The sequence below is a fragment of the Halopseudomonas sp. L-58 genome (assembly GCF_056859475.1).
On record NZ_JBSXON010000057.1, the window covers coordinates 1 to 26,454 of the forward strand.

The following is a 26,454-nucleotide window of genomic DNA, read 5'->3' on the forward strand; positions in this document are numbered from 1 at the left end:
GGTCAAGCCAGCGGACTGACTCCATTCTCTTGCCGCAGGTGCTGCACCCGACGCGCCGCAGCTCCACATTCAACCGCACTGAGCGGCCAAGGATGGGCAGGTCACGGATTGAGCGCTGGCAGTATTCGTGGATGGTGGTGCAGGGCTGATGGCAGCCGCTGCAGGTAGGCAATCTGGTGGGCTGCGGAATCAGGTCGATCAGCAGGCCATCGCTGTCAGGCCGGATCGCAGTGACAGAAAAGCCCTCCCAAAAGGGCAGAAACGTATTAATATCGTGCACAAGAACGCCGGTTTGTGGATGTGTTTGTTCGCACTAACATCATCCCTCAAACTGGCGTTCTTGTTTCTGTCTTTCCCGGGATTCCGTGAAGAACCTTTTTTTATTTGGGGTATCCGGAATTTCTGGTTGATAAAATGCCAAAGATGTAAAGAAGAAAATCTTTCTCAGCGGATTATCTGATTGATCCTCTTCAGCCTACTCTACTGCCAATTTTCTGTTTCCACCTTCGCCTGAGTCTTCATAGCGATGCTGACTAGGGAGGACAGCGAGAGCTGGGCAAGCGTCAAAGCGGTTCTGGTTCATGCGCAATCCGGACACCTGCACAACATTCCTCTTGTAAGAAACCGATCAAATTCTCTAGGTGCCCATACTCGGGTATACAGACAATCGTGCGGCTATGTTTCTCCTGCCGGATCAGCCCTACCTTGGCCATGCGCGCAAGGTGATGTGATAGCGTCGAAGCAGGAATACCCAGCCCCTTCTGGATATCTCCGACCGAAGCCCCATCATGGCCAGCTTTGACCAGAAAGCGGAACACGGACAGTCGGTGACTATTCCCTAGCTCAGCTAAGCTGGCTGCAACCTTTTCGTGATCCATAGCACGCCCCAATAATTCGATGTTTCTAGAATTATAGTTGACAGGTCGGATAAACGCAAGTAGGCTGCGTACATCATTTCGACAATACTAGAAATATAGGAGTAATATTGAATGTCATCTCAACTCCAAGACGCTCTAGGCATGTTCGCCTTTCTCGCTATCGAGCTATCGGTTTTATTCATTGGCATTAGCTTGCTGGTCGGAGTTCTTCAACGTCACATCCCACCATCCAAGGTGGAAGCGTTACTGACTTCCAGTGGGAAGCGAGGCTATTTTCTTGCTGCTGGTTTAGGAGCTATAACGCCCTTCTGTAGTTGCTCGACTATCCCCATGTTGAAAGGGTTGATTCGGGCACGGGCCGGTTTTGGGCCGATGATGGTGTTTCTTTTCTCATCTCCGTTGCTGAATCCTATCGTCGTCGGCCTGCTGGTTGCCACGTTTGGATGGACACTTACTGCTATCTATGTGCTCGCCGCTTTGGTGGTCGCGGTAGGTGCCGGATGGCTGCTTCACACGCTTGGCTTCGAGCGTTATGTGCGCCGGACGGCGACACAAGAGAGCAGTGGATGTAGTTCATCAGCAAGCCCGTGCAGTGCTACATCGACCGCATCGAGTTGCGGCACCAACAGCTGCGACACCACTCCGAAGACGGCTTCTTGCGGGGCTGATAGGAAGACAACAGTCTCTACGTCTAGCGAATGCTGTGACAGTCAACCCACTGTCACGGTTAAGAAAGAAGGGAAGTACAGTGGTGTGTGGCGGGAAGCTTGGTCGGACTTTATCGATGTGTTGCCTTACCTGCTCATCGGTATTGCGATTGGCAGCGTGATCTATGGTTTCATGCCCACTGACTTATTGGAGCAGTATGCAGGCCCAGATAATCCCTTTGCCATTCCAGTTGCCGCTGTCATCGGCGTGCCGTTGTATATTCGCGCTGAAGCCGTCATACCTCTGGCAGCGGCTCTGATGGCCAAAGGCGTGGGTGCCGGGACGGTGCTAGCGTTGATCATCGGCAGTGCCGGAGCCAGCCTGACTGAGCTCATTCTGTTGCGCTCTTTGTTCACGCTGAAGCTTTTAGCGGCGTTTTTAGCAGTCATTTTTGCTATGGCGATGATTGCCGGTTACGCCACCTACCTGTTTTTCTGATCAAGGCGGGAGATGATTAATTCGTTAAGCCTTCCTGGGTACCAGTTGGTGGATTCTGATGAGCAGAATGAAGACATACATTTTCGGCTTGAAGCACCTACACCAGTAGCCTGCGAGGGGTGCGGCGTGCAGGGTGAGTTCGTGCGGTTCGGCAAGCGTGACGTTCCCTATCGTGATCTGCCCATCCACGGCAAGCGGGTCACTCTCTGGGTGGTCCGCCGCCGATACACCTGCCGGGCCTGCAAGACAACATTCAGGCCCCAGCTACCGGAGATGGTGGACGGATTCCGTATGACACTGCGGCTGCATGAGTACGTGGAGAAGGAATCCTTCAACCACCCCTACACCTTTGTGGCGGCACAGACCGGCCTGGACGAGAAGACGGTGCGCGACATCTTCAACGCCCGCGCCGAGTTCCTGGGGCGCTGGCACCGCTTCGAGACGCCCCGCATCCTGGGCATTGACGAGCTATACCTGAACAAGCGCTACCGCTGCATTCTGACCAACATTGAGGAGCGAACCCTGCTCGACCTGCTGGCCACCCGCCGCCAGGACGTGGTGACCAACTACCTGATGAAGCTGAAAGACCGGCAGAAGGTCGAGATCGTCAGCATGGACATGTGGAACCCCTACCGGGCAGCGGTCAAGGCTGTGCTGCCCCAGGCCCGTATCGTGGTCGATAAGTTCCATGTGGTGCGCATGGCCAACGATGCCCTAGAGAGAGTGCGCAAGGGCCTCAGAAAGGAGCCGAAACCGTCCCAGAGCCGGACTCTCAAGGGAGACCGGAAAATCCTGCTGAAACGCGCTCACGAAGTCTCAGACCGGGAGCGCCTCATCATGGAGACCTGGACAGGCGCGTTCCCGCAACTGCTGGCCGCCTACGAGCACAAGGAGCGCTTCTACGGCATCTGGGACGCCACCACACGGCTCCAGGCAGAAGCCGCCCTGGACGAGTGGATAGCCACCATCCCGAAGGGCCAAAAGGAAGTCTGGAGCGATCTGGTCAGGGCAGTGGGAAACTGGCGCGAAGAGACCATGACCTACTTCGAGACGGACATGCCCGTCACCAACGCTTACACGGAGTCCATCAACCGACTGGCCAAGGACAAGAACCGTGAAGGGCGCGGTTACTCCTTCGAGGTGATGCGGGCACGAATGCTCTACACCACGAAGCACAAGAAGAAGGCACCGACTGCGAAGGTCTCTCCTTTCTACAAGAAAACCATCGGTTACGGACTGCCGGACTTCGCAGAGGAACTCAACTACGGAGTCGATCTATCAACCATCTGATAATGGTATCAGGTTGGTGGGGTAAAGGTGCCCCATCAACCATTAAATCCGTATACCCTTTATTTGCAGACCCCGAAATCAGCTACACCAGTTCTCATCAAGCGGTACGCCTGAGTATTTTCTTTGTCTCAGCTCAGCACAAACTCAGGAATAGTGCGGTTTCTCGCCACAAGACGGCTCTATCCTCGTATCAGATGGTCTATATTACTTGCAGCCAAGCTTGGGTCGAACCATTGGCTGCTTAGGTGATAATGCGGCTGGCTTTTCAGCCGTATTATCACTCTCCCTCCATACGTTTTCCCACTTTACGAATCGCTTTGCCGTCAATATTTCTACCGGCACCATCGTTGCGATACCAGCTCATTTGAGGGTATGCATAAGAGCCACTGTAGCTGAGATCACGCTCTGGGCGTGGCAGTCACCGAAGAGATATTAGCCGTACGAGTGGCAAATTATTGAGGAGTTACGGCTTGGGCGGAGGGCAGCAGTACAGCCAAAATATCTACTTCCAAACGCTTGGTCACACTCTCAAACCACACCGCTACGGTACCGGCTGCCCATGTGCCTGGTAGTCGAGTCTGGTTCTATCATGATTATGCCGAGGCTGACCTGATCAGTTTTTCGATGTCCACGACCGTTCAGGCACTGCCGAGAAACACAAGCACTGCCAATCAGATCCAGCACTGGCCAGTACTGACATTATCGTGCTGCAGGCCAGACAGGGGCGGCCGTATCCGCCGGGGCAGTTTCGGATTGGTGGAGCCTATTACTCAGCAGTATCGTCGGCGATGTACACCTGACATGGATCCATCGCAACCGTGTGGGGCAGGCCGACCAGGTGATTGATACGGCATTAGGGAGCACTGGGCCAGAAGCTGGGACTACCTATAGCGCCCGGCTGCTGCGTGCTGACTACCGGACCGTGCTGGCCGGTGAGGCGGGTATCCCAGCTACTGGCGTGACACTGACAACTGTGTTGAAGGGAAGATCATTGTGGAGCTATGGGCAGTCAGGAGCAGAATGAATAGCTGGTAGAAATACCGGCATAGCCTGGCTCACAGCAACCCACCACCGCCGTGCCCCCCCTGTAGGGTTTGCGCTGAAGCGTGAAGTTCTTGATGGTGGGCATCGGGCTTGCCAGCAACGCGAAAGCCGGTAAGCAGTTGCACACCCTTAAGACGCCAAGCGGCAGGAGGTATCAATGAAAATCTTCATTCACGGTCACAGGGAGTACTTGGCCACACTGGAGATCGACTATCCAATGGAGCAGGTGCAAGAGCGAGTCTGGTTTCATCTGAACCAAGATAAAACCCCGGATGGACCACCGCGTACTGACCTGACAGACAAGAGCGCCCCAACCTACCTGGCTCTGGAATACGAGTTGGCCGGATACAGGGCACATGACAAAATGCCCATGTACCAATTCCGTAGGACTCTGGAAGGGAACGGCAACTGGATTGCAAAGCCGCTGCCGCAGGTGAAAGGATTACAATAGGCAAATATCGCCGATCCGCGACAGTTATCGCGCCGCGCTACATCCAACCAGCTGAAAATGAATACCGGTTTTCCAGGGGGAGCAGTCACGATTTGGTCACGTCTTGGTCACAAAGTCAAAATCACTCGCAGGCCAACATCATAAAACCAAACCTCACAAATGAAAAAACCCCTTAACTTTCATCAAGTTAAGGGGTTTAAAATCTGGCGCAGCGGACGGGACTCGAACCCGCGACCCCCGGCGTGACAGGCCGGTATTCTAACCAACTGAACTACCGCTGCGCATCGTCCTTCCGAACGCCGTAAATCGCCTTGAAGTCGATCAACTTGTCCGTCGGAACTGGCGCGCATTCTATAGATTCCACCAACCGAGTCAAGCACTTGCAGACGATTTATTGAAAATTTCTTCAGTGTGCCCGTTCGGCACTCAGTTCATCTGCATTGCCGCCTTTTCCGCCCCCGGGGTTGCCGGTCGCAACCACAGCCGACAGACCGCCGGAACCACCAGCAATGTCAGTACGGTGGACGCGAGCAGCCCCGAAATAATCGCCCAGGCCATCGGCGGCCAGAGTGTCGAACTGGAGAATGCCAACGGCAGCAGCCCAGCGATGGTGGTGGCGGTGGTCAGCAAAATCGGACGGGTTCGACGCATCACGGCATCCGACACCGACTGATCGATCGCCCTGCCCTGCGCCAGTCCCTGATCGACCACATCGATCAGCACAATCGCGTTGTTGACCACAATACCGACCAGGGCAATCACCCCAAGCAACGACTGGAAGCCAAACGGCACACCGGAGAACACCAGCCCCGGCAACACCCCGGCACTGGCCAACGGGACCGTGAGCAAAACAATGCCAAGACGTTTGAACGAATTGAACTGCAGCAACAGGAAGAACAACAGCAGCAGGATACCGATCGGTGCCGTGGTAAAGAGCGCACGGTTGGCGTCGCCAGACCCTTCGCTGTCACCGCCGATTTCCAGCCGGGTCCCTGCCGGCAGCGCGGCATCCGCCAGCCGCGCCTGCAAGCCACCCAGCACCTGACTGAAACTGAAACCCTGCTCCAGCCCCGCAGTAACGGTCAGCACCCGCACGCCATCACGCTGCCGGATACTCGCCGGCTGGCAGGCCGGCACCACCCTCGCAACCGCGGTCACCGGCACCGCCTGCCCTGCGGCATTGAAAACGTTCGCGGACAACAAACGTTGCAACGATTGCTGACTGCCCTCATGGGTGCGCAGCAGAATCGGGATCGGGTCCAGCTCCTGACGGTACTGTTCCACCGTCGTCCCCAGACTCTGGCGGAACAGCGCCTGGGCAACGTCCGCGCGGCTGAGACCAAAGCGCTGCGCCTGGGCATCATCCACCTCAATCTTGACCGTTGGTACGCCGAGGTCGATATCGTGACGCACGTCTACCGCGCCGGGAACCTGCTTGAGTACGGCAAACAGCTGCTCGGCGGCGGCAATGCGCTGACGATCATCGTGGTGATAGACCCGCAGCTCGACCGGCGCCTCGCGCGGCGGCCCCTGACCCAGAGTGGTAGCTACCACATCCAGCTCCGGCCACTGCGTAGACACGCGCTCACGCACCCAATGCTGCAGCGAGGGGGTATCTCCCAACGCACTGGTGTTGACCACCAGCCGGGCACGGTTCGGCGCCTTCGGATAGCGGTTGAGGTTGTAATAGAAACTCGGGCCGGTAGCACCCACGAAGCGATGCACCGACAGTACACCCGGCTGCGCCATCAATTCCCCTTCCAGCAGGGCCGCCACCTCGGTGGTATAGCGCTGATCCGTCCCCTCCGGCATGAACAGCTCGACCACCAGTTGCGGCCGGTCGGCATTGGGGAAGAATTGCAGCTTGACCAGCGGAGCCAGCGCCAGACTCAGTGCAACCACCCCGGCGCCCAGCAGCAGCATGCGCTTCGGCGCGCGCTCACTGAGCCGCGCCAGAGCTGACGAAAAGGCTTCCATCCGCGGGTTCATGCGCGTCGCAGCCGGTTTGAGAAAGTGCCCTGACAGCATCGGCGCGACACTGATCGCCAGCAGATAACTGACGATCAGCGTGAGCATGATCATGACCGGAATCCCGCGGGTAAAATCTGCCGTTCCGCCCTTCGACAGCAGCATCGGCGTAAAGGCTGCCAGCGTGGTGGCGGTCGACGCGCCCAGTGGACCGGCCAACTCGCGCACCGCACCAAAGGCCGCCTGCCAGCGGGCCTCGCCGGCATTCAGGCGATCCTGAATGTTCTCGACCATGACAATCGCATTGTCGATCAGGATACCCAGCGAGATGACCATCCCGATCACCGCGATCTGGTGCAGGATGCCGCCACCGAGGTCGTAGAGCCCAAGACTGATCAGCGCCACCAGCGGCAGCATGGCTGCCACCAGAATTCCCATCCGCCAGCCCATCCCCAGGAGCACCACAGCGACCATGATCAGCACACTGCTGAGCAGGTTCTGCTCCAGCCCCTCCAGCCGCTCCTTGACCTGATCGGGCTGAAAGAACATTTCGTCGACCTGCAGCGGCGCAAACTCCGGGCGCAAGGTATCCAGCCGCGCACGCAACTGCTCGCCAAAGCGGATAGCGTCGACCTGCCCCCGCTCCAGAATCAGCCCGACCAGAACGCTCTGATCACCATCAAACCAGGCCCGCTCGCCAATCGGCTCGACCGGACCACGCCAGATATCAGCGATGGCTGCGAGCGGCACGCTGCCGCCGTTCGGCAGCGGAATCTGGGTCGCCTTGAGTGCGTCCAGATCAACAAATTCACTGTTGGGCAGCACTCCGAGCCGCTGCGAACCCACCACAACAAAGCCGCCGGGAATAACCTGATTACGCTGCGCCAGCACGCTCGACAGCGCCTGCGGCGACAAACCGAGCCGGCGCAGCTCGGCATCGTGCAGCGCGATGGTGATCTGCTCCTCGGTATCGCCATACAGTTCAACCCGCGCCAGCCCCGGCAGATCCATCAATGACCAGTCGATGGCCTGCATGATCCAGTCACTCACCGATGGTGTCGCCGACGGCAGTCTGCACCCTGAGCGCGTGGCAGACCCCGTGTTGACGGCCTGCTACCTGCGTGGTGCGCTGCATGGCGTGATCCTGCAGACACGCCAGCCAGCCCCCTGTGAGCAGCCACAAATGCCCGCCGAGCAGCTGATTGGCTACACCCTGCAGATGCTCAACCATTCCATGCGTGCCTGAACCCCGCGCTTGTTATCCGCAGTGGCTGCGCCCATGATGGGTCAGGTATTTATCCCAAGGAGAATCCCATGCCCTGGTATGGATGGCTTTTCATGGTGCTGGCGTTGGGCAGCATAATCGGCAGCCTGCTTTTGCTGCGGGACAACGCCGGCAGCAACCGTGTCAGCCCGGAGACACTGGCCAAGGTCAAGGCCCGCGAAGCGCAGCTCAAGGCTGAGGAAGCCGAGGAAGAAAAGCGCTGAACAACGCGGTAGACTATGCCGCTGATACGCCAGACTTCAACCAGGCGCCGTCGCGGCGCCTCATCTACACGACGCTGACAAACCATGGTCAATTCACTACAAGCTCAACTGCTCAAGGCCGGACTGGTCGACGAGAAGAAACTCAAGCAGGCGCAACGCGCCAAAAAGAAGGAAGCCAAGGCCCAGCCGGCTGGTGACGCTGGCCCCAGCGCCGCGCAAAAAGCCCGCGAACAAAAGGCCGAACGTGACCGCGAACTGAACCAGCAGCGCCAGGCCGAAGCCGCACGCAAGGCGGCCGAAGCCCAGGCCAAGCAGATGATCGAACAGAACGTGGTCGATCGCACCGGTGGCGAAACGCCCTATCAGTTCGTCAGCAAGAACAAGATCAAGAAGATCCACGTTACCGAGGACCAGTTCGGCCTGCTCAGCCGCGGTCGCCTGGGCATTACCCGGCTGTCAGGCGGCTTCGTGCTGATCCCCCTGGACATCGCCGAAAAAGTCCGCGAGCGCGCCCCCCACTGGCCTGTCCATGTTGCAGAAGTGAAGAAAGAAACGCCTGCAGAGGACGATCCGTACGCAGGATACGAAATCCCCGACGATCTGATGTGGTAAAGCAAATCGGCCGCCCAAGGGCGGCCGATTTGTTCAGGCGTCTACTTCCCCAGCCGGAGTCATCGGCTCGTTACCCGCCCCCTTCTCCTCACGATCGTGCTGTCGCTGACGCTCCTGATCGTAATCGGCCTCGGAACAACTGGGCTTGTGCATAAAGGTCTTTGAAACGTCGATCAGCCCCACATGCTCAATGGTGCGGCGGCCAATCAGCACCGGATAGTTCATGTCACCCCGGTCACGCAGGGAAAACTGCTCCTCGTAAACCCGGTCGCCCATGCAGATCGACATCTTGACCACCGGCCGGCGATCAGACCCACCCGCACCGCGCACCAGAATGCGGCGAAACACCGGGCGCTCAAAGTGCATGGTGACCATCTCGTCGGTGTCTGCATCACGCACCGGCACATCGTAGCGGACCCATTCGTGGCCCATGTGCTCGAACTCCTCGATATTGACCGCATGCATCGACGAGGTCAGTGCGCCGGAATCCACCTTGATCTTGACCGCCGTGTATTCAGGCAGAATGAGGCCCTTCTCGATCCACCCGACGACTCTGGGTCCGAACCGAACCGGCTCATCCGCCGCCGACACACCCGTTCCGGCCATGGCACACCACAGACCAACCGATAACGCTGCCACTTTCACTACTGACCGCATGAGATACCCTTACCTTGGTTGACCACCAGCCTTGCAGCCGGCGAAACAGAGCGTGCGACACCGCGCACCTTATAAGCAAAGATCACAAAAACAGATAACCCCTTGCAAGCCCGGCTCGCTTGCAGTCAAATCGCCAGCACGGATGACGGGAAAATACCGCTCAGGTTTTGACGTATTCAACCGATAACCTTAAGGCCACTGCGAACAGGATTCGTTGCCGGCACCACAAAAAAATAATAGACACAAGCACAAGGCGTGCGGAGGTTTCATGAAGCTGTTGCGCAACATTCGAATCAGTCAGCGAGTTTGGCTGATCATGATTATTGCCCTGGCCAGCACCCTGATGACAGAAGGGCTTTCGCTGTCCAACCTGCATCGGGAAATCCGCGACGGCGAAATCGTCAAGGCAACCCATCTGGTCGAGGTTGCGCATGATCTCATGGCCTTCTATCACCAGAAAGAGCTCAACGGCGAACTGACCGGCGAGCAGGCCCGCAAGGAAGCCCTGAGTGCACTGGCTGCGCTGCGCTACGACGGGAACGAATATTACTGGGTAAATGACATGAACAACATCATGATCATGCACCCGCTTGCTCCCCAGACAGTCGGCACCGACCTCTCCACCATGCGCAACCAGGAAGGCGTCAATGTCATCGCCGAAATGGTACGCAAGGCACGCAGCGAAGGCACCGCAAGCTTCCAGTACTCCTGGCCCAAACCGGGCGAGGAGGAAGGTTCACAGAAGATCGCTGCATTCAAGCATTTCAAGCCCTGGGACTACATGGTGGGCACAGGCATCTATGTTGACGCCATGCAGGCCAAATTCCGCGACGCGCTGATCAATTCACTGGTTGTCAGCGTCCTGGTGATTCTGGTCATGTTCATGCTGCTGTTTGTCATCGGCCGGAGCATTTCCCAGCCGCTGGACAAGATCGTCAACGCCATGCGCGGCATTGCCAGTGGCGAGGCCGACCTGACCCGCCGCCTGGACGACGACGCCCGCGATGAACTGTCGCAGATCGCCAGTTACTTCAACCGCTTCAACCGCAACCTGGCCGACATCATTGGCCAACTGGGTGACAGCGCGCGTCAACTGATCAGCTCCAGCCAGCAGCTGGACCAGATCAGCAACAACAGCCTGCGCGACATGAGCCGCCAGTCGGAACGCATGGAGCTGATGGCCACCGCCATCAACGAAATCACCTACGGCGTTCAGGACGTAGCCCAAAACGCCAACGCCGCCGCCCAGGAGGTAGAAAACGCCAACCAGGGCGCAGCCAACGGCCGCCAGCAGGTCGAACAGACCATCCATGAGATTCGCTTGCTGTCCGACAGCGTCAATACCGCCGTCCAGCATATGGAAACCCTGTCCAGCGATGCCCATGAAATCACCTCGGTACTGGATGTGATCCGCAACATCGCCGAGCAGACCAACCTGCTGGCACTCAACGCAGCCATTGAGGCGGCACGCGCCGGCGAGATGGGTCGCGGCTTTGCCGTGGTGGCCGATGAAGTGCGCAATCTGGCCCAGCGCACCCAGCAGTCGACCGAAGAAATTCACAATATGATCAGCAAGCTGCAGACCAATACCCAGACGGTCGTCGGCGTGATCAATGAAAGCAGCCGCCACTCTCAGGCGAGCGTAGACCAGGTGAACGAAGCCGGCGCGGCACTCGAACAGATTGCCCAGTCGATGCAGCAACTGGTCGCACTCAACGCCTCGATTGCCAGCGCAACCACCCAGCAGTCAACCGTGGTCGAAGACGTCAATCGCAACGTCACCGAAGCGGCGGAACTGGCCCGCGAGACCACCGACGGCGCCCGCGAAACCGCGCAGGCCGGTCAACATCTCGCCAGCCTGGGCCGGCAGATCGATGAGCTGGTGCGCCGCTTCAGAATCTGATTGGACTGCTGCAGCGAAAAAGCCCGGCCCGGATTCCCGGGCTGGGCTTTTTTGTGATTCATCGAGTCAGCCCGTGGGAATGCGACAAGGGCGTATTCCAGGGCAGTTAACCGAATACTCGAATGATCGAATGATCGAGTGTGCACCGGGGTTCGTCCCGTTTACGCGGGCGAGTAGCGCAGGGTTGGCAGGAAACAGGACGGCAGCCTGTCTGAGGCTCGCAGGGCCGAGTTCTGCCGGCCCCTGCCAAGCCGAGCAACGCAGCGAACCCGCAGGGCCGCGTAGCCGGGTGCCCGGGGGGATCGCCAAGGGGGGCTGGGCAAGCAGCCCCCCCCTTGGCTCGCCGTGAAGGCGAAATGGGGACTCGGTGGCAGCACAATGCTGAACAAATCAAACATCTGCTTGCGCGCCGCCTACCCCCTCGCATATCGCATCAGGAAACAGCACGACAGTTTTTGCCCCTGGCATTCCGCCAAGAACCACAAAAAAGCCCTGCCCGGTTTCCCGAGCAGGGCTTTTTTGCACCTCAATGCGTTACAGCACCATCACCGCAATCCAGCCGAAAATGATTAGCGGCAGGTTGTAGTGGATAAAGGTCGGCACCACGGTGTCCCAGATGTGGTTGTGCTGCCCATCCACGTTCAGACCCGCGGTCGGGCCGAGGGTCGAGTCAGACGCGGGGGAACCGGCATCACCCAGCGCCGCAGCAGTACCGACCAGAGCAACAATCGCCGCCGGGCTGAAGCCCAGCTGCATTGCCAGCGGTACATAGATTGCCGCGATGATCGGAATGGTCGAGAACGACGAACCGATACCCATGGTAATCAGCAACCCGACCAGCAACATCAGCAGCGCCGCCAGCGCACGATTATCGCCAATCACTGCCGCAGAGCTGTCGACCAGTGTCCCGATGGCGCCGGTAGCCCGCATTACTTCGGCAAAGCCGGCGGCGGCAATCATGATAAAGCCGATCATCGCCATCATCTTCATGCCTTCGGTGAAGACACCGTCAGCCTCACGCCAGCGCACAACTCCCGACACCGAGAAAATCACGAAGCCGGCGAGCGCGCCCATGATCATCGAATCCAGCCACAGCTGAATGACAAAGGCTGCGACCACGGCGGCGAGCGCAACCAGCAGCGACATCGGGTTGTAACGGCTTTCCGTACGCTCTACCTCGCTGATCCGCTGTTCATCGTAGGCACGCGGCTTGCGATAACTGATAAAGACCGCCACCAGCAGACCGAACAACATGCCCAGCGCCGGCAGTGCCATGGCATGCATGACATTGACACCGTCCACCACAACGCCGCTTTCGGCAACATTGGCCAGCAGAATGTCATTGAGGAAAATGCCGCCAAAACCGACCGGCAGGAACATGTAGGGGGTAATCAAGCCAAAGGTCAGCGCACAGGCTACCGCGCGACGATCCAGCTGCAAGCGCGCCATCACGAACAGCAACGGCGGCACCAGCAACGGGATAAAGGCAATGTGGATAGGCAGGATATTCTGTGACGATATTGCCACCCCCAACAGCACCAGCAACAGCATCAGCTTGAGTACCGTGCCGCTGCCCTCTCGGCGGCTGTCTACCAGTCGCAGCCCCTTATCGGCCAGCGCGTGCGCCAGGCCCGACTTGGCGATTGCCACGGCAAAGGCACCCAGCAAGGCATAACTCAGAGCAATATTTGCGCCCTTGCCCAGTCCTGATTGGAAGGTGCTCAGCGTCGTTTCCAGACCAAGCCCACCCAGCAGGCCACCGGTCAAGGCGCCGAAGATCAGCGCGACTACCACGTGCACCCGGCACAGGCTCAGTATCAGCATCACGGCAACAGCCGCTACCACTGCGTTCATTGCACACTCCCCATGTTTTTTCTGCCGCCCTTTACGGCCACCACATACCGACGCCAGAAGGCAGGCGCCCCAAAGGTCGCGTACTCTGCCCCACTGCCCCGACGCTGTCAAAAAGCACTGACCAAAGGCGGCCCGGCAGTCATATCGGGTACAGTAACCCTCCAACTTTGTAATAGAGGCCCGCCATGCATCACATCGTCATTGTCGCCGGCAGCAGCCGGGTTGATAGCCAAACCGCCAAAGTCGCCGGATTCATTGGCAACCGCCTGATTCGAGCGCACGATCTGGAAGCAGACGCGGTATCCATCATTGATCTGGGTCGCTCCCCTCTCCCGCTATGGCCGGCGGACGAAAGTGGCCCCTGGGAAGAATACGAGGCTCGCCTCAGTCGGGCAGACGCCGTCATCATCCTCGCCCCGGAGTGGCATGGCATGGCGTGCCCGGCGATCAAGAACTTCTTCCTTTATGCAAGCAAGGCGCAATTGGCGCACAAGCCGGCCATGCTAGGCGGCATTTCTGCCGGGGTTGGCGGCGCCTTTCCGATCAGCGAATTGCGCGCCTCCAGTTACAAGAATTGCCGCCTTTGCTACATCCCCGAGCATCTCATCGTGCGCGATGTTAACCACGTCATGAACGGCGAAGAACCCGAATCCGAAGCCGATGAGCGCCTGCGTCAGCGGCTGGATTACAACCTCGATGTGCTGCTGCATTACACCCGGGCCCTGGCCGGCATTCGTCCACTGATTGACATGAGCAACCCCGGTTTTGCCAACGGCATGTCCTGATCAGGACTCGCATTAGACTAAAGTACAGGTCGTCAGCCTGGCGGCCTGCAGGGCCTGACACAGAGCCGCTGTTGCCACTTCATCAGGTCAATTTCAAGACACTCGCATGACAGTTCGACGATGGTCGTAAGGTCATGCGAGCGGTCGCGTGCTTTATTTCCCTCGGCGTAACCCATGCCACACTTCACATCAGGAGAATAACAATGAAGCATGTGACTCCCCTTGCGCTTGCCGTTACCGCGGCGATCGCCTGCAGCAGTGCCCAGGCTGCGGGATTCGCAGACGATGCCACCGCGTCACTGCAGCTGCGCAACTTCTATTTCAATCGCGATTTCAGAGATCCCGGCGCACAGTCCAAGGCGGAGGAATGGGCCCAGGGCTTCATCTTCAAGGCAGAATCCGGCTATACGCCGGGCCCGCTGGGCCTGGGTGTCGACGTCTACGCAGGCCTTGGCATCAAGCTCGATTCCGATGATGAGCGCGCCGGTTCCGGACTGCTGGCCAATGCCTATGGTGACGAAGGCGCAGACAGCTACAGCGAGGCGACGGCCGCAATCAAGGCCCGCCTGTCCAACTCGGTACTCAAGGTTGGCGGCCTGATGCCAAAACTGCCGATTGCCAGTTCGGGTGACTCGCGTCTGCTGCCCCAGAGCTTCAGTGGCGCCAGCCTGGCCATCAACGAAATCGAGAATCTCGATATACAGGCCGGCCAGTTGCGCGAGGTGAACTACCGCAACAGCAGCAACCGGGAGGACATCCGCTCCACCGTTGGCGGCGCATCCGATCGCTTCAACTACCTTGGCGGCAGCTACGCCTTCAACAGCAAGAACACCACCATTGGCCTCTGGCGCGCGGAGCTTCAGGACGTCTACAACCAGAACCTGGTCAATCTGATTCACACCCAGCCAGTGGGAGACTGGAAGCTCGGCGTCAATCTGGCCTGGTTCGACAGCGGCGATGATGGTAATCAGCCGCTCAAGATCGATCATCAACTGACTTCGCTGACACTGTCCGCAGCAACCGGCCCCCACACCTTCCGCGTTGGCTATCAGGACAGCGACGGCGACACCGCCTTCCCGTACCTGGCAGAAACCGATCCGTACATCGTCAACTATGTGCAGATTCTCGACTTCGCCCGGGCCGACGAACAGTCCTGGCAAGCGCGCTACGATCTCAACTTTGCCGCGCTCGGCATCCCCGGCCTGAACGCCTTTGCCCGTTATGTTACCGGCAACAACTTCGACGTTGGTGGCACCGAGGGTAAGGAATGGGAGCGCGATATCGATGTCAGTTACACCGTTCAGAGCGGCACGTTCAAAAACCTCGCGCTGCGCTGGCGTAATGCGATGGTCCGCTCCGACGCCACCCGGGATATCGACGAGAACCGCCTGATTCTGAGCTACAGCATTGCCCTGAAGTAATCCTGCTCCATCCAGGCCCCCCACACGATTGCCTGGAATTTAGCCGCTGCGCCACCCCCGATTGGTCGCAGCGGTTTTTTTTGTTCCTCGCGCATCCAGGGCGTTAACGCAGGGACGTGACGCGAGTGCAGTTAATCGGGAGCCTTAGCATTCGCTCGTATTCACCCGTAAGCAACGGTCAGCGGAGCGGACACTGCGCCGCAGGGTAGAGGCAGCCAACGGCGTCTCAGGCGAGTACTCCGACATTCCATGATTAACCATAAAAAAAGGCGCCGAAGCGCCTTTTTTCACATAACCCTGATCGCCCACTCAGTAGCGCTCGATCTCGGCTTCATTACGCAGCTGCTGCTGGGCAGCTGCAAAGTCCTGCTGCCCTGACTGCCCGGCGACAAACAGCGCGAAGGGATCAGAACCGGCGTCCGTGGACTGCACATCTTCGGCAACCGAGACGCCCTTGAGCGCAATCAGCCAGTAACCACCGGCAGCACGCTTGAAGCTGGCGTAGGCAGGCTGATCACCATCCGGCTTGGGCATCGCGAACACGTTGCGCAGAAGTGCCTGATCAATCTGGTTCTCGCCGCGTGTCACAGCTTCATGCTGCTGCCACTCGAGTCCCTGCTGTTCGGCAACCGCTTCGATGCTCAGGGCATCTGCACGCAACTGCTCGATCAACTGTTCTGCCTTCGCCGCTGCAGCCTGCTCGGCCTTGGTGGTGGCAAGTCGTGCACGGATATCATCACGAACATCTGCCAGCGGGCGCTGCTCCGGCGTCAGGTGCTGCTTCACGCGTACAACTGCAACGGTATCGGCATCCAGCTCGATCAGATCGCTGTTGAAGCCGTTGTTCAGCACGTCATCGCTGAACGCCGCATTCATGACCTTCGGGTTCGCTGCCAGACCCTCGCCACCCAGACGCTCGACCGGACCGATGGTCTCGATGGTCAAACCCAGTGCCGCTGCCGGCTCGCTCAGATCGGACGCTTCGTGGGCCAGGTTGGCCAACTGCTGGGACGCTTCCACGAATCGACGCTCAACCTGCTCGACTTTCAGCTCCTGCACCAGTTGATCACGCATCGACTCCAGAGACGGTACCTCCGGCGCCTTGAGATCAGTCAGCTTGATCAGCTGAAAGCCGTAGCTGGTGCGAACCGGCTCGGAAACCTGATCCGCCTGCAGGGCGAACAGCGCATCGTCAAAGGCCTGGTCAAAGCTGCCCTTGACGATATAGCCCAGATCGCCACCATCACGGGAGCTGCCGGTGTCATCAGACATCTCTTCGGCAACCTTGGCAAAATCCTCACCGGCTGCAATACGTGCGGCAGCCTCGTCGATGCGGGCCTTGGCAGCGGCTTCATCGTCACCAACCTCAACCAGAATGTGCGAGGCACGACGCTGCTCGGCCAGGTTGCCGATTTCGCGCTCATACAGCTGCTGAACGGCCTCTTCATCCACCTCGACCTGGTCGAAGAAGTCCTTGCGCGCCAGGGTCAGGGTATCCAGCACCACGCGCTCGGGGGTCATGAACTGCTGCGCGTTGGCGGTGTAGAACGCCTCAACTTCGGCATCGCTGACGTCGGCATCGATCTCACCCAGCGGGACGGCCAGCATGGCGAAATCGCGCGTCTGGTTTTCCAGGTTGCTGAGCTGGCGCACCTCGACCGGCGTGGCAAACGCAGTAGCTTCGTAGCCGTTACGGAACTGGGTGATCAACAGCTGCTGGCGCACCAGATCACGGAAGGCCATCCGTGAGGGCATACCCATGTTGCGGATCACGATATCAAAGCGGTTGGCGTCAAACTTGCCATCAACCTGAAAATCCGGTGTGCTCAGAATGAGCTGATCGATCATCTGCTCGGAGATTTCGAAGCCGGCTTCCCGGGCGCCCTGAATCAGCACGGAACGCTCGATCATGCTGTCCAGCACGGTGCTGCGCAGAAAGGCTTCGTCGATCATGCTGGGATCAAACTGCCCACCCATCTGCTGAAGTTGCTGCATCAGCTGGCGACGCTGCAGGCTGACCGCCTCTTCCAGCTCAAGCTTGGTAATCGGCTCTCCGTTAACCTCGGCTGCTTCATCGGCCTTGCTGCTGAAGCGGTTGATGGATTCCCACCCTGTCAGCGCAAAAATCAGCACGATGATGCCGACGATCACCTTGGCGACCCAGCTCTGTGCATTGTCCCTCATTTTTTGCAGCATCATGCCCCCAAAGCATCTACAAAGTACGACCCTAAGGCTATCTGCCTCCGGAATGGTTCCGGCGTCGTTTTTTTATTTGTCCAACAAACAAAAAAGGCGCATCACATTGATGCGCCTTTCTGCTAACTGTCGGGACCGGCTGGAGACACCATCACTGGCAGCCTGGTTACCGCCCCCGAAACACATCCGAAACGTGCCGAATGTGTCACATCAGATCAGGGACGCGATCAGTTAACGGCGTCCTTCAGAGCCTTGCCAGCCTTGAAGCTGGGGATCTTGGCAGCGCTGATCTCGATCGGCTGGCCGGTCTGCGGGTTGCGACCAGTGCGAGCTGCACGCTCTTTCACTGCGAACGTACCGAAACCTACCAGAACAACCGAATCACCGTCTTTCAGAGCACCAGTGATGGAGTCGATGACGGCGTCCAGAGCACGACCGGCAGCAGCTTTCGGAATATCGGCAGATGCGGCGATAGCATCAATCAGTTCAGACTTGTTCACTCTAAGTCCCCTTATCTAGTTCAATGAGTAGTTAGTCATTATGTAAGCTTTTGGTCTTAGCAAAGCTGTGGCCAGTCAGCATACCTGCTTAGGTCGAAGCCGCTTTATAGCAAGCGGTCAAAAACCGTGTCAAGGAGTGCCATCGGCACTCTGGACGGGTCAGTGAAAGCATCCACAGCGGAATCCATCACCCACCAAACTCTGACGATCCTATCAGTGAGTACTGATGCGTCCCTTTTCATCAGTCTCGCGATTGTCATCCTTTGCCACCATCTCTTCAACCCCTTCTTTCAAGGGCTTCGGCGCGTATTGCAGCGCAATAGCCAACACTTCGTCAATCCATTTCACCGGTTTGATCTCGATATCCTGACGGATCTTCTCCGGAATTTCCTTCAGATCACGTACGTTGTCGTGCGGAATGATCACGGTACGGATACCTCCGCGGTGCGCCGCAAGCAGTTTTTCCTTCAGCCCGCCGATGGGCAGAACCTGCCCGCGCAGCGCGATTTCGCCGGTCATCGCGACATCTGCGCGCACCGGAATCCCGGTCAACGCCGACACCAGCGCGGTGCACATGCCGATACCGGCACTCGGACCATCCTTGGGCGTTGCCCCTTCCGGCACGTGGATGTGAATGTCGTTCTTCTCGTGAAAATCAGCCGCAATACCGAGGCTCGCAGCGCGACTGCGCACCACAGTCAGGGCCGCACTGATCGACTCCTGCATCACGTCACCGAGCGAACCGGTCTTGATCTGGCGGCCCTTACCGGGCACCACAACCGCTTCCAGACTGAGCAGTTCCCCGCCCACCTGGGTCCAGGCCAGGCCCGTTACCTGACCAACCTGATCACTCTCCTCGGCCAGCCCGTACTTGAACTTGCGTACGCCCAGATAATGCTCAAGCAGCGCCTCGTCCAGCACCACCGGCTTGGGCTTGCGCTCGGCAGACTGTTCCTTGACGACCTTGCGACAGACCTTGGCAATCTGGCGCTCCAGGCCACGCACGCCCGCTTCACGGGTGTAGTAGCGAATCAGGTCACGCAGCGATTCCTGGGTGAAGGTCAGCTCGCCCTTTTTCAGCCCGTTGTTCTTGGTCTGCTTGGGCACCAGATAACGCTGGGCAATGTTGATCTTCTCGTCTTCGGTGTAACCCGGAATGCGGATGATCTCCATCCTGTCCAGCAGCGGCGCCGGGATGTTCATCGAGTTCGAAGTACAGATGAACATCACATCCGAGAGATCGTAATCCACCTCCAGATAATGATCGTTGAAGGCGTGATTTTGCTCGGGATCAAGTACTTCCAGCAGCGCTGAAGACGGATCGCCGCGCATGTCCTGCCCCATCTTGTCGATTTCATCGAGCAGGAACAGCGGGTTCTTGACCCCGGCCTTGGTCATTTTCTGAATCAGCTTGCCCGGCATGGAACCAATGTAAGTGCGGCGGTGACCACGAATCTCGGCCTCGTCACGCACGCCACCCAGGGCCATGCGCACAAACTCGCGATTGGTTGCACGCGCCAGCGACTCGCCCAATGACGTCTTGCCGACGCCCGGAGGGCCCACCAGACACAGGACGGGCCCTTTCAGCTTGCGAACCCGCTTCTGCACCGCCAAATACTCGAGAATGCGCTCCTTGACCTCTTCCAGGCCATAGTGATCCTCTTCGAGCACCTTCTCGGCGCGCTGGATGTCGTGCTTGACCTTGGTCGCCTTCTTCCACGGCACCGCGGTCAGCCAGTCAATGTAGGAGCGCACAACCGTGGCCTCAGCCGACATGGGTGACATCATCTTCAGCTTGTTCAGCTCGGCATTGGCCTTGGCCAGCGCCTCTTCACTCATGCCAGCCTCGTCAATCTTGCGACGCAGATCATCAAACTCGCTGTGGCCATCCTCGAGATTACCCATCTCTTTCTGGATAGCCTTCATCTGCTCGTTCAGATAGTACTCGCGCTGACTGCGCTCCATCTGCTTCTTGACCCGGCCACGGATACGCTTCTCGACCTGCAGCAGGTCGATTTCGCCGTCCAGAACACCAAGCACGTGCTCAACCCGGTCACGCAGCGGCAGAATTTCAAGAATCTTCTGTTTTTCATCCAGCTTGAGCGACAGGTGCGCTGCCATGGTGTCAACCAGACGACCAGGTTCTTCAATACTGGACAGCGAAGATACAACCTCGGCCGGTACTTTCTTGCCGAGCTGCACAAACTGCTCAAACTGGCTCATCAGGCTGCGCACCAGCACTTCAGCCTCGCGCTCATCCAGCGCCGAGTCGTCCAGCAGCTCGACCTCGGCACGCTGATAGCTGCCGATATCGTCGAGTTCGGCAATACGGGCCCGGCGTTCACCCTCAACCAGCACCTTCACCGTGCCGTCAGGCAGCTTGAGCAGCTGCAGGATGGTCGCCAGGGTGCCCATCTCGTAAAGACCGTCGCGGCCCGGATCGTCATCACCCGGGTCCCGCTGGGCAACCAGCAGCACTTGCTTGTTGGCCGACATGGCGGCGTCGAGCGCCTGAATGGATTTGTCACGCCCGACAAACAGCGGGATGACCATATGCGGATAAACCACCACGTCACGCAGTGGCAGGAGCGGGAATTCGCTAGAAGTCGTCATGGCAGAGGCTCGCTCGATGAAGGGTACCCTGCAATGCGGCACCGATACGTGTAGATGTCATGGATTCAACATGGGGGCTGCTGCGGAAAATTACAAGCGCGGAAACGGCATCAATGACAATCCGGTTGCAGAACCGCAACCCGAAAACAACAACGCCGCCCGAGGGCGGCGCTGCAGCATCGACGATCAGTCTTCCGGCACGGCCTTGGGCGGCTGTTCCGGTGTTTCGTAGATCAGCAACGGCTTGGCGTCGCCGCTGATGACGTTTTCATCGATGACCACCTTGCTGACGTTTTCAGCAGAGGGGATTTCATACATGGTTTCCAGCAGCACGCTCTCCAGAATGGAGCGCAGGCCACGGGCGCCAGTCTTGCGTTCCAGCGCACGGGAGGCGATTGCCTTCAGCGCATCGTTACGGAACTCCAGCTCAACACCTTCCATGTCGAACAGGCGCGCATACTGTTTGGTCAGCGCGTTCTTCGGCTCTGTCAGAATCTGGATCAATGCCTCTTCATCCAGCTCGTTCAGCGTTGCGATGACCGGCAGACGACCAACGAACTCGGGGATCAGACCGAAACGCACCAGATCGTCCGGCTCAACATCTTTCAGGGTATCCCCGACCTTCTTGCCGCCGTCCTTGCTGCGAACGGTTGCATTGAAGCCGATACCGCTCTTCTCGGAGCGATCACGGATGACCTTTTCCAGCCCGGCAAACGCACCACCGCAGATAAACAGGATGTTGCGGGTATCTACCTGCAAAAACTCCTGCTGCGGATGCTTGCGTCCACCTTGCGGCGGGACGGACGCAACAGTACCTTCGATCAGCTTCAGCAGCGCCTGCTGAACACCTTCACCCGACACGTCACGCGTGATGGACGGGTTATCGGACTTGCGCGAAATCTTGTCGATTTCGTCGATGTAGACAATACCCATCTGGGCCTTCTCGACATCGTAATCACACTTTTGCAGCAGCTTCTGAATGATGTTCTCGACATCTTCACCAACGTAACCGGCTTCGGTCAGTGTTGTGGCGTCGGCAATGGTGAACGGCACGTTCAACAGGCGCGCGAGCGTCTCGGCCAGCAGCGTCTTGCCGGAACCGGTCGGGCCGATGAGCAGGATGTTGCTCTTGCCCAGCTCGACGTCGTCTTTACCCTGACGCTGATTAAGCCGCTTGTAGTGGTTGTAGACCGCAACAGACAACACTTTCTTGGCCCGCTGCTGACCAATCACGTACTGGTCCAGAATCGAGCAGATTTCGACCGGCGTCGGCAGCTTCTGCTGACTGCTCTCGGTCTGACTTTCCTGTACTTCCTCGCGAATAATGTCGTTGCACAGATCAACGCACTCATCGCAGATAAACACGGAGGGGCCGGCAATCAGCTTGCGCACTTCATGCTGGCTCTTGCCGCAGAAGGAGCAATACAGCAACTTGCCGTTGTCGTCGCCCTTCCCAGTCATATCGGTCATCGAAAACCCCTACTCTTGAATCGCTCTCGAATACAAAGATGGGGGCATTGGCCCTACTTTGCAAGTGCGATCCGATCAACTTGCACCGGCCACACGGCCCCGCGCCAGCCTCAGGGAGGGACACGGAGCACAGGGCAAGCCGGCGTTAAACAGCGTTTACTCGGCGCCGGCGCGCGACTCCAGAACCTGGTCGATGAGACCGTACTCGACCGCCTCGGCACCACTCATGAAGCGATCACGATCGGTGTCGCGGGCAATCACGTCCAGCGGCTGACCGGTATGGTCCGCCAGCACCTTGTTCAGGCGCTCGCGAATGAACAGGATCTCGCGGGCATGGATCTCGATGTCAGACGCCTGACCCTGGAAACCGCCCAGCGGCTGGTGAATCATCATCCGCGCGTGCGGCAGGCAGAAGCGCTTGCCGGCAGCGCCGCCAGCCAGCAACAGTGCACCCATGCTGCACGCCTGACCAATGCACAGGGTGCTGACGTTCGGCTTGATGAACTGCATGGTGTCGTAGATCGCCATGCCAGCCGTCACGGAACCGCCCGGAGAGTTGATGTACAGATGGATGTCCTTGTCGGGATTTTCCGATTCAAGGAACAGCAGCTGCGCCACGACCAGGTTGGCCATGTAGTCTTCCACCTGACCCACGAGGAAGATGACGCGCTCTTTCAGCAGCCGCGAATAAATGTCATAGGAACGTTCGCCCCGAGCAGACTGCTCGATCACCATCGGGACCAGACCGCCTGCGGCCTTCACGTCTGGGGGCAACTGCATAAAGCTGTTTTGGGTCATGGATTCCTGTCACTCCGAATGTGCTAGTCGCAAAAACACACAAGCCAGCCCGAAGGCTGGCTTGCGTTGACGGAAAGCAGCAGCGAATTACTCGTCTGCTTTAGCTTCCTCGGCCTCACCAGCTTCAACCTGAGCAGGTTGTGCCGGCTTCACGGCCTCCTCATAAGCGACTTTCTTATCAGTCACTTGCGCCTTCTGCAGCACAGTATCCACGACTTGTTCTTCCAGCACAACCGACTGGATTTCACCCAGCTGCTGCTCATTCTGGTAGTACCAGTTGATGACCTGCTCCGGCTCCTGGTAAGCAGAGGCCAGCTCTTCAACCATGGCGCGAACGCGATCGTTGTCCGGCTTGATGTCGTTTTGCTTGACCACTTCAGCCACGATCAGACCCAGGCTGACGCGACGCTTGGCCTGCTCTTCGAACAGCTCGGCCGGCAGCTGGCTGGCCTGGATGTTGGCGCCGCCAAACTGCTGAACAGCCTGCTCGCGCAGACGATCGATCTCGTTGCTGATCAGCGCCTTCGGCACCTCAACGGTGTTGGTCTTCAGCAGACCGTCCATGACCTGGCCCTTGACCTTGGTCTTGATCGCCTGACGCAGCTCACGCTCCATGTTCTTGCGAACTTCGGCGCGGAAGCCTTCCAGACCACCTTCGTTCACACCGAACTGGGCGAAGAACTCGTCGTTCAGTTCCGGCAGAGCCGGCGCAGCAACGGCTTGAACGGTCGTTTCGAACTCGGCGGCCTTACCGGCCAGATCCAGGTTCTGATAATCCTCAGGGAAGGTGACCTTCAGGGTCAGGCTGTCGCCTGCCTTGGCACCGACCAGGCCCTCTTCAAAGCCCGGAATCATGCGGCCGGAACCCAGAACCAGATTGGAGCCATTGGCAGTGCCGCCCTGGAATGCTTCGCCGTCGATCTTGCCAACGAAGTCGATAGTGACCTGATCACCGTTCTCGGCAGCACGCTCAACCGCTTCAAAGCGGGTGTTCTGCTTGCGCAGGGTTTCCAGCATGGTGTCGACATCAGCTTCGGTCACTTCGGACTCGGGACGTTCAACGCTGATAGCCTCGAAACCGGCCAGAGTGACTTCCGGGTAGACTTCGAAGGTCGCAACGTATTCGAAATCCTTGCCCGCTTCCATGCTCTTGGGCTCAACGCTCGGCGCACCGGCCGGGTTCAGCTTTTCCTGCATGATGGCTTCGTAGAAAGAGGACTGGATCACTTCGCCGATAACTTCCTGATGAGCGGAAGCACCGAAGCGCTTGCGGATAACACTCATCGGCACCTTGCCAGGACGGAAACCATCAACGCGGGCGCGCTTGGCGGTCTGCTGCAGACGCTTGTTGACCTCGTTTTCAATACGATCGGCAGGAATGCCTACGGTCATACGGCGCTCGAGGCCGGAAGTGGTTTCAACCGAAACTTGCATGGATAGTCCTCGTTCAACAGACAAAGAAAATGGTTATTGGTAGATTCCAAAGGGACGACATTCTAGTCGCTTGAATGGCAGAAGTCATCACCGCAACGACAAAGCGCCAAACAACGCCTGCCCACTCACCATCAAGGCCCCATTTCCGAAAAAACGGACCGCTCGCTCGCCTTGCTCAAGCGACCCGCCTCACGGCATCGAACCCTAGCAAGGAGACCTGCGCAATGGGCGCCCTCGCAACCCCGCTCACAACCATGGCCCTGCTTGCCTGTGCTTACGGCACTCACGAAAAACCCAAGCAGGGAATAAAAGCAGCCAAAAAGAAGTGAGCGAAATCCGCGAACGCCAGAAACCAAAAAACCGCCCTTGCGAGGCGGTTTTTGCTGAAGCCATCGGACATGCATCAATCCGACTAAAAGATGGTGCGGACGGAGAGACTCGAACTCTCACACCTCGCGGCGCCAGAACCTAAATCTGGTGTGTCTACCAATTTCACCACGTCCGCTTTGCAGCGCTTCAAACGAAAACGCCAGGCAGAGCCTGGCATTTTCTTGAATAAGTGGGGTGGACGATGGGGATCGAACCCACGACAACAGGAGTCACAATCCTGTGCTCTACCAACTGAGCTACGCCCACCACTACATGCTTCTCGACCACACAGCCTTGCCTTAATGGCACGCCCGGCAGGACTCGAACCTGCGACCATCCGCTTAGAAGGCGGATGCTCTATCCAGCTGAGCTACGGGCGCCCTGTGCATTCTTTCGCCCGTTAGGACTGAGATTCCGAATCAACTTGTGACGCTAATTCGGTGCTGCCTGGTCGCCTTCCAAACCGGTGTCGCTGTGTTTGTGAAGCGGGGCGAATAATACTTAGCGAGGCCCACCACGTCAACGCTCAGAACAAAAAAATTTAATCACATGAGGAAGTTATCCTGATTCCCTGCACTCACCATCAATAGCCGCATGACAATTCAGCACAGTCTTCGGGGTTTTCCGACAACCTGCCCTGCTCACCCTTTTTCCGCGGGGTCCGGCATGCCACAATAGCGCCACTTTTTTCTGCGTCAGGAACCCCATGAACGCCCAACTCATTGATGGCAAGCAGATTGCCGCCAACCTCCGCAAGGAAATCGCCAGTAAAGTTGCCGAACGCAAGCAAAACGGTCTGCGTCTGCCGGGCCTGGCTGTCATTCTGGTCGGCAGCGACCCGGCCTCCCAGGTCTATGTTTCGCACAAGCGCAAGGACTGCGAAGAAGTCGGGTTCCTGTCCCGTTCGCATGACCTGCCGGCGACCACCAGCCAGCAGGAGCTGCTCGACCTGATCGACCACCTGAACGACGATCCGGACATCGACGGCATTCTTGTCCAGCTGCCGCTGCCGGCTCACCTGGAGGCCTCCCAGCTGCTGGAGCGCATCCGCCCCGATAAAGACGTGGACGGCTTCCACCCCTACAACATCGGCCGCCTGGCCCAGCGTATGCCGCTGCTGCGTCCCTGCACACCGATGGGTATCGTGCAGTTGCTCAAGAGCACCGGTGCCGACCTGTACGGCATGGACGCAACCGTCGTTGGCGCCTCCAATATCGTCGGTCGCCCCATGGCGCTGGAGCTGCTGCTGGCCGGCTGCACCACTACTGTGACTCACCGCTTTACCAAGAATCTGGAAGACCACATTCGCCGCTCCGACCTGGTCGTGGTTGCCGCCGGCAAGCCCGGACTGGTAAAGGGCGAGTGGATCAAACCGGGCGCGATCGTGATTGATGTGGGTATCAACCGCATGGACGACGGCCGCCTGGTTGGCGACGTGGAGTTCGGCCCGGCCGCCGAGCGCGCCAGCTGGATCACGCCGGTGCCGGGCGGTGTAGGCCCGATGACCCGTGCCTGCCTGCTGGAAAACACCCTGCACGCCTGCGCGCACCTGCACAGCTGAGCAGACTGCTGCCGCA

22 protein-coding genes and 4 tRNA genes are annotated in these 26,454 nt (G+C 58.4%); 11 read left to right on the forward strand and 15 right to left on the reverse strand.

Translation table 11 applies throughout. From position 1 onward, the window contains the following. Positions 1–259: transposase family protein (locus AC13EY_RS08670; RefSeq protein ID WP_482890408.1), on the reverse strand; the 259-nt coding region annotated here is incomplete at its 3' end. Here AC13EY_RS08670 and AC13EY_RS08675 point away from each other — a divergent pair. Beyond that, entirely contained in the window at positions 149–460 is a 312-nt protein-coding gene (locus tag AC13EY_RS08675; protein WP_482890410.1) for a hypothetical protein, read from the forward strand. The genes AC13EY_RS08670 and AC13EY_RS08675 overlap by 111 nt on opposite strands. 103 nt (positions 461–563) lie before the next feature. Here AC13EY_RS08675 and AC13EY_RS08680 read toward each other — a convergent pair whose 3' ends face one another. Then, positions 564–878: an ArsR/SmtB family transcription factor gene (locus tag AC13EY_RS08680; RefSeq protein ID WP_000349485.1), complete on the reverse strand. Its 315-nt coding sequence runs from the start codon at positions 876–878 to the stop codon at positions 564–566. A 111-nt stretch (positions 879–989) separates the two neighbouring features. Here AC13EY_RS08680 and AC13EY_RS08685 point away from each other — a divergent pair, with 111 nt between their 5' ends. From AC13EY_RS08685 to AC13EY_RS08695, 3 genes are all read left to right on the forward strand, one after another. Beyond that, positions 990–2,024 (forward strand): permease, encoded by a 1,035-nt coding sequence (locus AC13EY_RS08685; RefSeq protein WP_000098298.1) that lies wholly within the window; start codon positions 990–992, stop codon positions 2,022–2,024. Positions 2,025–2,036: 12 nt separating this feature from the next. Then, complete coding sequence (locus AC13EY_RS08690) at positions 2,037–3,314, forward strand: ISL3 family transposase (RefSeq protein WP_022960607.1); 1,278 nt, start codon at positions 2,037–2,039, stop codon at positions 3,312–3,314. Positions 3,315–4,515: 1,201 nt separating this feature from the next. Beyond that, positions 4,516–4,809, forward strand: a complete 294-nt coding sequence (locus AC13EY_RS08695; protein ID WP_228246927.1) for a hypothetical protein — start codon at positions 4,516–4,518, stop codon at positions 4,807–4,809. A gap of 204 nt (positions 4,810–5,013) precedes the next feature. Here the strand turns inward: AC13EY_RS08695 and AC13EY_RS08700 are convergent. Together AC13EY_RS08700 and AC13EY_RS08705 are read right to left on the reverse strand one after the other, a co-directional pair. Further along, positions 5,014–5,090, reverse strand: a tRNA-Asp gene (locus AC13EY_RS08700). Positions 5,091–5,235: 145 nt separating this feature from the next. Then, positions 5,236–7,827: an efflux RND transporter permease subunit gene (locus AC13EY_RS08705; protein ID WP_228246926.1), complete on the reverse strand. Its 2,592-nt coding sequence runs from the start codon at positions 7,825–7,827 to the stop codon at positions 5,236–5,238. Here AC13EY_RS08705 and AC13EY_RS08710 point away from each other — a divergent pair. The 3 genes from AC13EY_RS08710 to AC13EY_RS08720 all read left to right on the forward strand — a co-directional run bounded on the left by AC13EY_RS08710 (position 7,811) and on the right by AC13EY_RS08720 (position 8,877). Further along, entirely contained in the window at positions 7,811–8,023 is a 213-nt protein-coding gene (locus tag AC13EY_RS08710; protein ID WP_228246925.1) for a hypothetical protein, read from the forward strand. The two genes, AC13EY_RS08705 and AC13EY_RS08710, sit on opposite strands and share 17 nt — an antisense overlap. 68 nt (positions 8,024–8,091) lie before the next feature. Continuing rightward, on the forward strand, positions 8,092–8,265 hold the full coding sequence (locus tag AC13EY_RS08715; RefSeq protein ID WP_088274029.1) for a DUF2897 family protein: 174 nt from the start codon (positions 8,092–8,094) through the stop codon (positions 8,263–8,265). A gap of 84 nt (positions 8,266–8,349) precedes the next feature. Beyond that, a complete protein-coding gene (locus tag AC13EY_RS08720) occupies positions 8,350–8,877 on the forward strand; it encodes a DUF2058 domain-containing protein (RefSeq protein ID WP_228246924.1) in 528 nt (175 codons plus the stop codon). 33 nt (positions 8,878–8,910) lie between these two features. Here the strand turns inward: AC13EY_RS08720 and rloA3 are convergent, their stop codons facing one another. Continuing rightward, positions 8,911–9,534 (reverse strand): retropepsin-like aspartic peptidase RloA3, encoded by a 624-nt coding sequence (gene rloA3 / locus AC13EY_RS08725; protein WP_172409638.1) that lies wholly within the window; start codon positions 9,532–9,534, stop codon positions 8,911–8,913. 268 nt (positions 9,535–9,802) lie between these two features. Between rloA3 and AC13EY_RS08730 the strand changes: the two genes are divergently transcribed. After that, positions 9,803–11,437, forward strand: coding sequence for a methyl-accepting chemotaxis protein (locus AC13EY_RS08730; RefSeq protein ID WP_088274026.1), 1,635 nt, complete (start codon positions 9,803–9,805; stop codon positions 11,435–11,437). A gap of 534 nt (positions 11,438–11,971) precedes the next feature. On the opposite strand, the gene AC13EY_RS08735 is transcribed toward AC13EY_RS08730, so the two are convergent. Continuing rightward, positions 11,972–13,291: a Na+/H+ antiporter family protein gene (locus tag AC13EY_RS08735; protein ID WP_228246923.1), complete on the reverse strand. Its 1,320-nt coding sequence runs from the start codon at positions 13,289–13,291 to the stop codon at positions 11,972–11,974. A gap of 185 nt (positions 13,292–13,476) precedes the next feature. Here AC13EY_RS08735 and AC13EY_RS08740 point away from each other — a divergent pair, with 185 nt between their 5' ends. Together AC13EY_RS08740 and AC13EY_RS08745 are read left to right on the forward strand one after the other, a co-directional pair. Further along, positions 13,477–14,076 carry an NADPH-dependent FMN reductase gene (locus AC13EY_RS08740; RefSeq protein WP_228246922.1) on the forward strand — a complete coding sequence of 200 codons (600 nt, stop codon included), beginning with the start codon at positions 13,477–13,479 and terminating at the stop codon, positions 14,074–14,076. A 203-nt stretch (positions 14,077–14,279) separates the two neighbouring features. Next, positions 14,280–15,497: an OprD family porin gene (locus AC13EY_RS08745; RefSeq protein WP_228246921.1), complete on the forward strand. Its 1,218-nt coding sequence runs from the start codon at positions 14,280–14,282 to the stop codon at positions 15,495–15,497. 309 nt (positions 15,498–15,806) lie between these two features. On the opposite strand, the gene AC13EY_RS08750 is transcribed toward AC13EY_RS08745, so the two are convergent. From AC13EY_RS08750 to AC13EY_RS08790, 9 genes are all read right to left on the reverse strand, one after another. Beyond that, positions 15,807–17,681 (reverse strand): SurA N-terminal domain-containing protein, encoded by a 1,875-nt coding sequence (locus AC13EY_RS08750; protein ID WP_228246920.1) that lies wholly within the window; start codon positions 17,679–17,681, stop codon positions 15,807–15,809. A 239-nt stretch (positions 17,682–17,920) separates the two neighbouring features. After that, on the reverse strand, positions 17,921–18,193 hold the full coding sequence (gene hupB / locus AC13EY_RS08755; protein WP_088274022.1) for a nucleoid-associated protein HU-beta: 273 nt from the start codon (positions 18,191–18,193) through the stop codon (positions 17,921–17,923). 213 nt (positions 18,194–18,406) lie between these two features. After that, positions 18,407–20,806, reverse strand: coding sequence for an endopeptidase La (gene lon, locus AC13EY_RS08760; RefSeq protein ID WP_228246919.1), 2,400 nt, complete (start codon positions 20,804–20,806; stop codon positions 18,407–18,409). 186 nt (positions 20,807–20,992) lie between these two features. Beyond that, positions 20,993–22,276, reverse strand: coding sequence for an ATP-dependent Clp protease ATP-binding subunit ClpX (gene clpX, locus AC13EY_RS08765; RefSeq protein WP_088274020.1), 1,284 nt, complete (start codon positions 22,274–22,276; stop codon positions 20,993–20,995). A gap of 156 nt (positions 22,277–22,432) precedes the next feature. Further along, complete coding sequence (clpP, locus tag AC13EY_RS08770) at positions 22,433–23,074, reverse strand: ATP-dependent Clp endopeptidase proteolytic subunit ClpP (RefSeq protein WP_088274019.1); 642 nt, start codon at positions 23,072–23,074, stop codon at positions 22,433–22,435. An 87-nt stretch (positions 23,075–23,161) separates the two neighbouring features. After that, positions 23,162–24,508, reverse strand: coding sequence for a trigger factor (gene tig / locus AC13EY_RS08775; protein WP_482876045.1), 1,347 nt, complete (start codon positions 24,506–24,508; stop codon positions 23,162–23,164). 420 nt (positions 24,509–24,928) lie between these two features. Further along, positions 24,929–25,013 (reverse strand) — tRNA-Leu (locus tag AC13EY_RS08780). Positions 25,014–25,068: 55 nt separating this feature from the next. Then, a tRNA-His gene (locus AC13EY_RS08785) sits at positions 25,069–25,144 on the reverse strand. A 36-nt stretch (positions 25,145–25,180) separates the two neighbouring features. Beyond that, positions 25,181–25,257 (reverse strand) — tRNA-Arg (locus tag AC13EY_RS08790). A gap of 326 nt (positions 25,258–25,583) precedes the next feature. Between AC13EY_RS08790 and folD the strand changes: the two genes are divergently transcribed. Next, positions 25,584–26,438 (forward strand): bifunctional methylenetetrahydrofolate dehydrogenase/methenyltetrahydrofolate cyclohydrolase FolD, encoded by an 855-nt coding sequence (folD, locus tag AC13EY_RS08795; RefSeq protein ID WP_482876043.1) that lies wholly within the window; start codon positions 25,584–25,586, stop codon positions 26,436–26,438. Positions 26,439–26,454: the final 16 nt, after the last annotated feature.

Excerpts from the sequence above, each read along its gene's own strand:
- AC13EY_RS08675 (WP_482890410.1), top strand. The coding sequence starts at position 149 with ATGGCAGCCGCTGCAGGTAGGCAATCTGGTGGGCTGCGGAATCAGGTC.
- AC13EY_RS08680 (WP_000349485.1), bottom strand. The coding sequence starts at position 878 with ATGGATCACGAAAAGGTTGCAGCCAGCTTAGCTGAGCTAGGGAATAGT.
- AC13EY_RS08685 (WP_000098298.1), top strand. The coding sequence starts at position 990 with ATGTCATCTCAACTCCAAGACGCTCTAGGCATGTTCGCCTTTCTCGCT.
- AC13EY_RS08690 (WP_022960607.1), top strand. The coding sequence starts at position 2,037 with ATGATTAATTCGTTAAGCCTTCCTGGGTACCAGTTGGTGGATTCTGAT.
- AC13EY_RS08695 (WP_228246927.1), top strand. The coding sequence starts at position 4,516 with ATGAAAATCTTCATTCACGGTCACAGGGAGTACTTGGCCACACTGGAG.
- AC13EY_RS08710 (WP_228246925.1), top strand. The coding sequence starts at position 7,811 with ATGATCCAGTCACTCACCGATGGTGTCGCCGACGGCAGTCTGCACCCT.
- AC13EY_RS08715 (WP_088274029.1), top strand. The coding sequence starts at position 8,092 with ATGCCCTGGTATGGATGGCTTTTCATGGTGCTGGCGTTGGGCAGCATA.
- AC13EY_RS08720 (WP_228246924.1), top strand. The coding sequence starts at position 8,350 with ATGGTCAATTCACTACAAGCTCAACTGCTCAAGGCCGGACTGGTCGAC.
- rloA3 (WP_172409638.1), bottom strand. The coding sequence starts at position 9,534 with ATGCGGTCAGTAGTGAAAGTGGCAGCGTTATCGGTTGGTCTGTGGTGT.
- AC13EY_RS08730 (WP_088274026.1), top strand. The coding sequence starts at position 9,803 with ATGAAGCTGTTGCGCAACATTCGAATCAGTCAGCGAGTTTGGCTGATC.
- AC13EY_RS08735 (WP_228246923.1), bottom strand. The coding sequence starts at position 13,291 with ATGAACGCAGTGGTAGCGGCTGTTGCCGTGATGCTGATACTGAGCCTG.
- AC13EY_RS08740 (WP_228246922.1), top strand. The coding sequence starts at position 13,477 with ATGCATCACATCGTCATTGTCGCCGGCAGCAGCCGGGTTGATAGCCAA.
- AC13EY_RS08745 (WP_228246921.1), top strand. The coding sequence starts at position 14,280 with ATGAAGCATGTGACTCCCCTTGCGCTTGCCGTTACCGCGGCGATCGCC.
- AC13EY_RS08750 (WP_228246920.1), bottom strand. The coding sequence starts at position 17,681 with ATGAGGGACAATGCACAGAGCTGGGTCGCCAAGGTGATCGTCGGCATC.
- lon (WP_228246919.1), bottom strand. The coding sequence starts at position 20,806 with ATGACGACTTCTAGCGAATTCCCGCTCCTGCCACTGCGTGACGTGGTG.
- clpX (WP_088274020.1), bottom strand. The coding sequence starts at position 22,276 with ATGACCGATATGACTGGGAAGGGCGACGACAACGGCAAGTTGCTGTAT.
- clpP (WP_088274019.1), bottom strand. The coding sequence starts at position 23,074 with ATGACCCAAAACAGCTTTATGCAGTTGCCCCCAGACGTGAAGGCCGCA.
- tig (WP_482876045.1), bottom strand. The coding sequence starts at position 24,508 with ATGCAAGTTTCGGTTGAAACCACTTCCGGCCTCGAGCGCCGTATGACC.
- folD (WP_482876043.1), top strand. The coding sequence starts at position 25,584 with ATGAACGCCCAACTCATTGATGGCAAGCAGATTGCCGCCAACCTCCGC.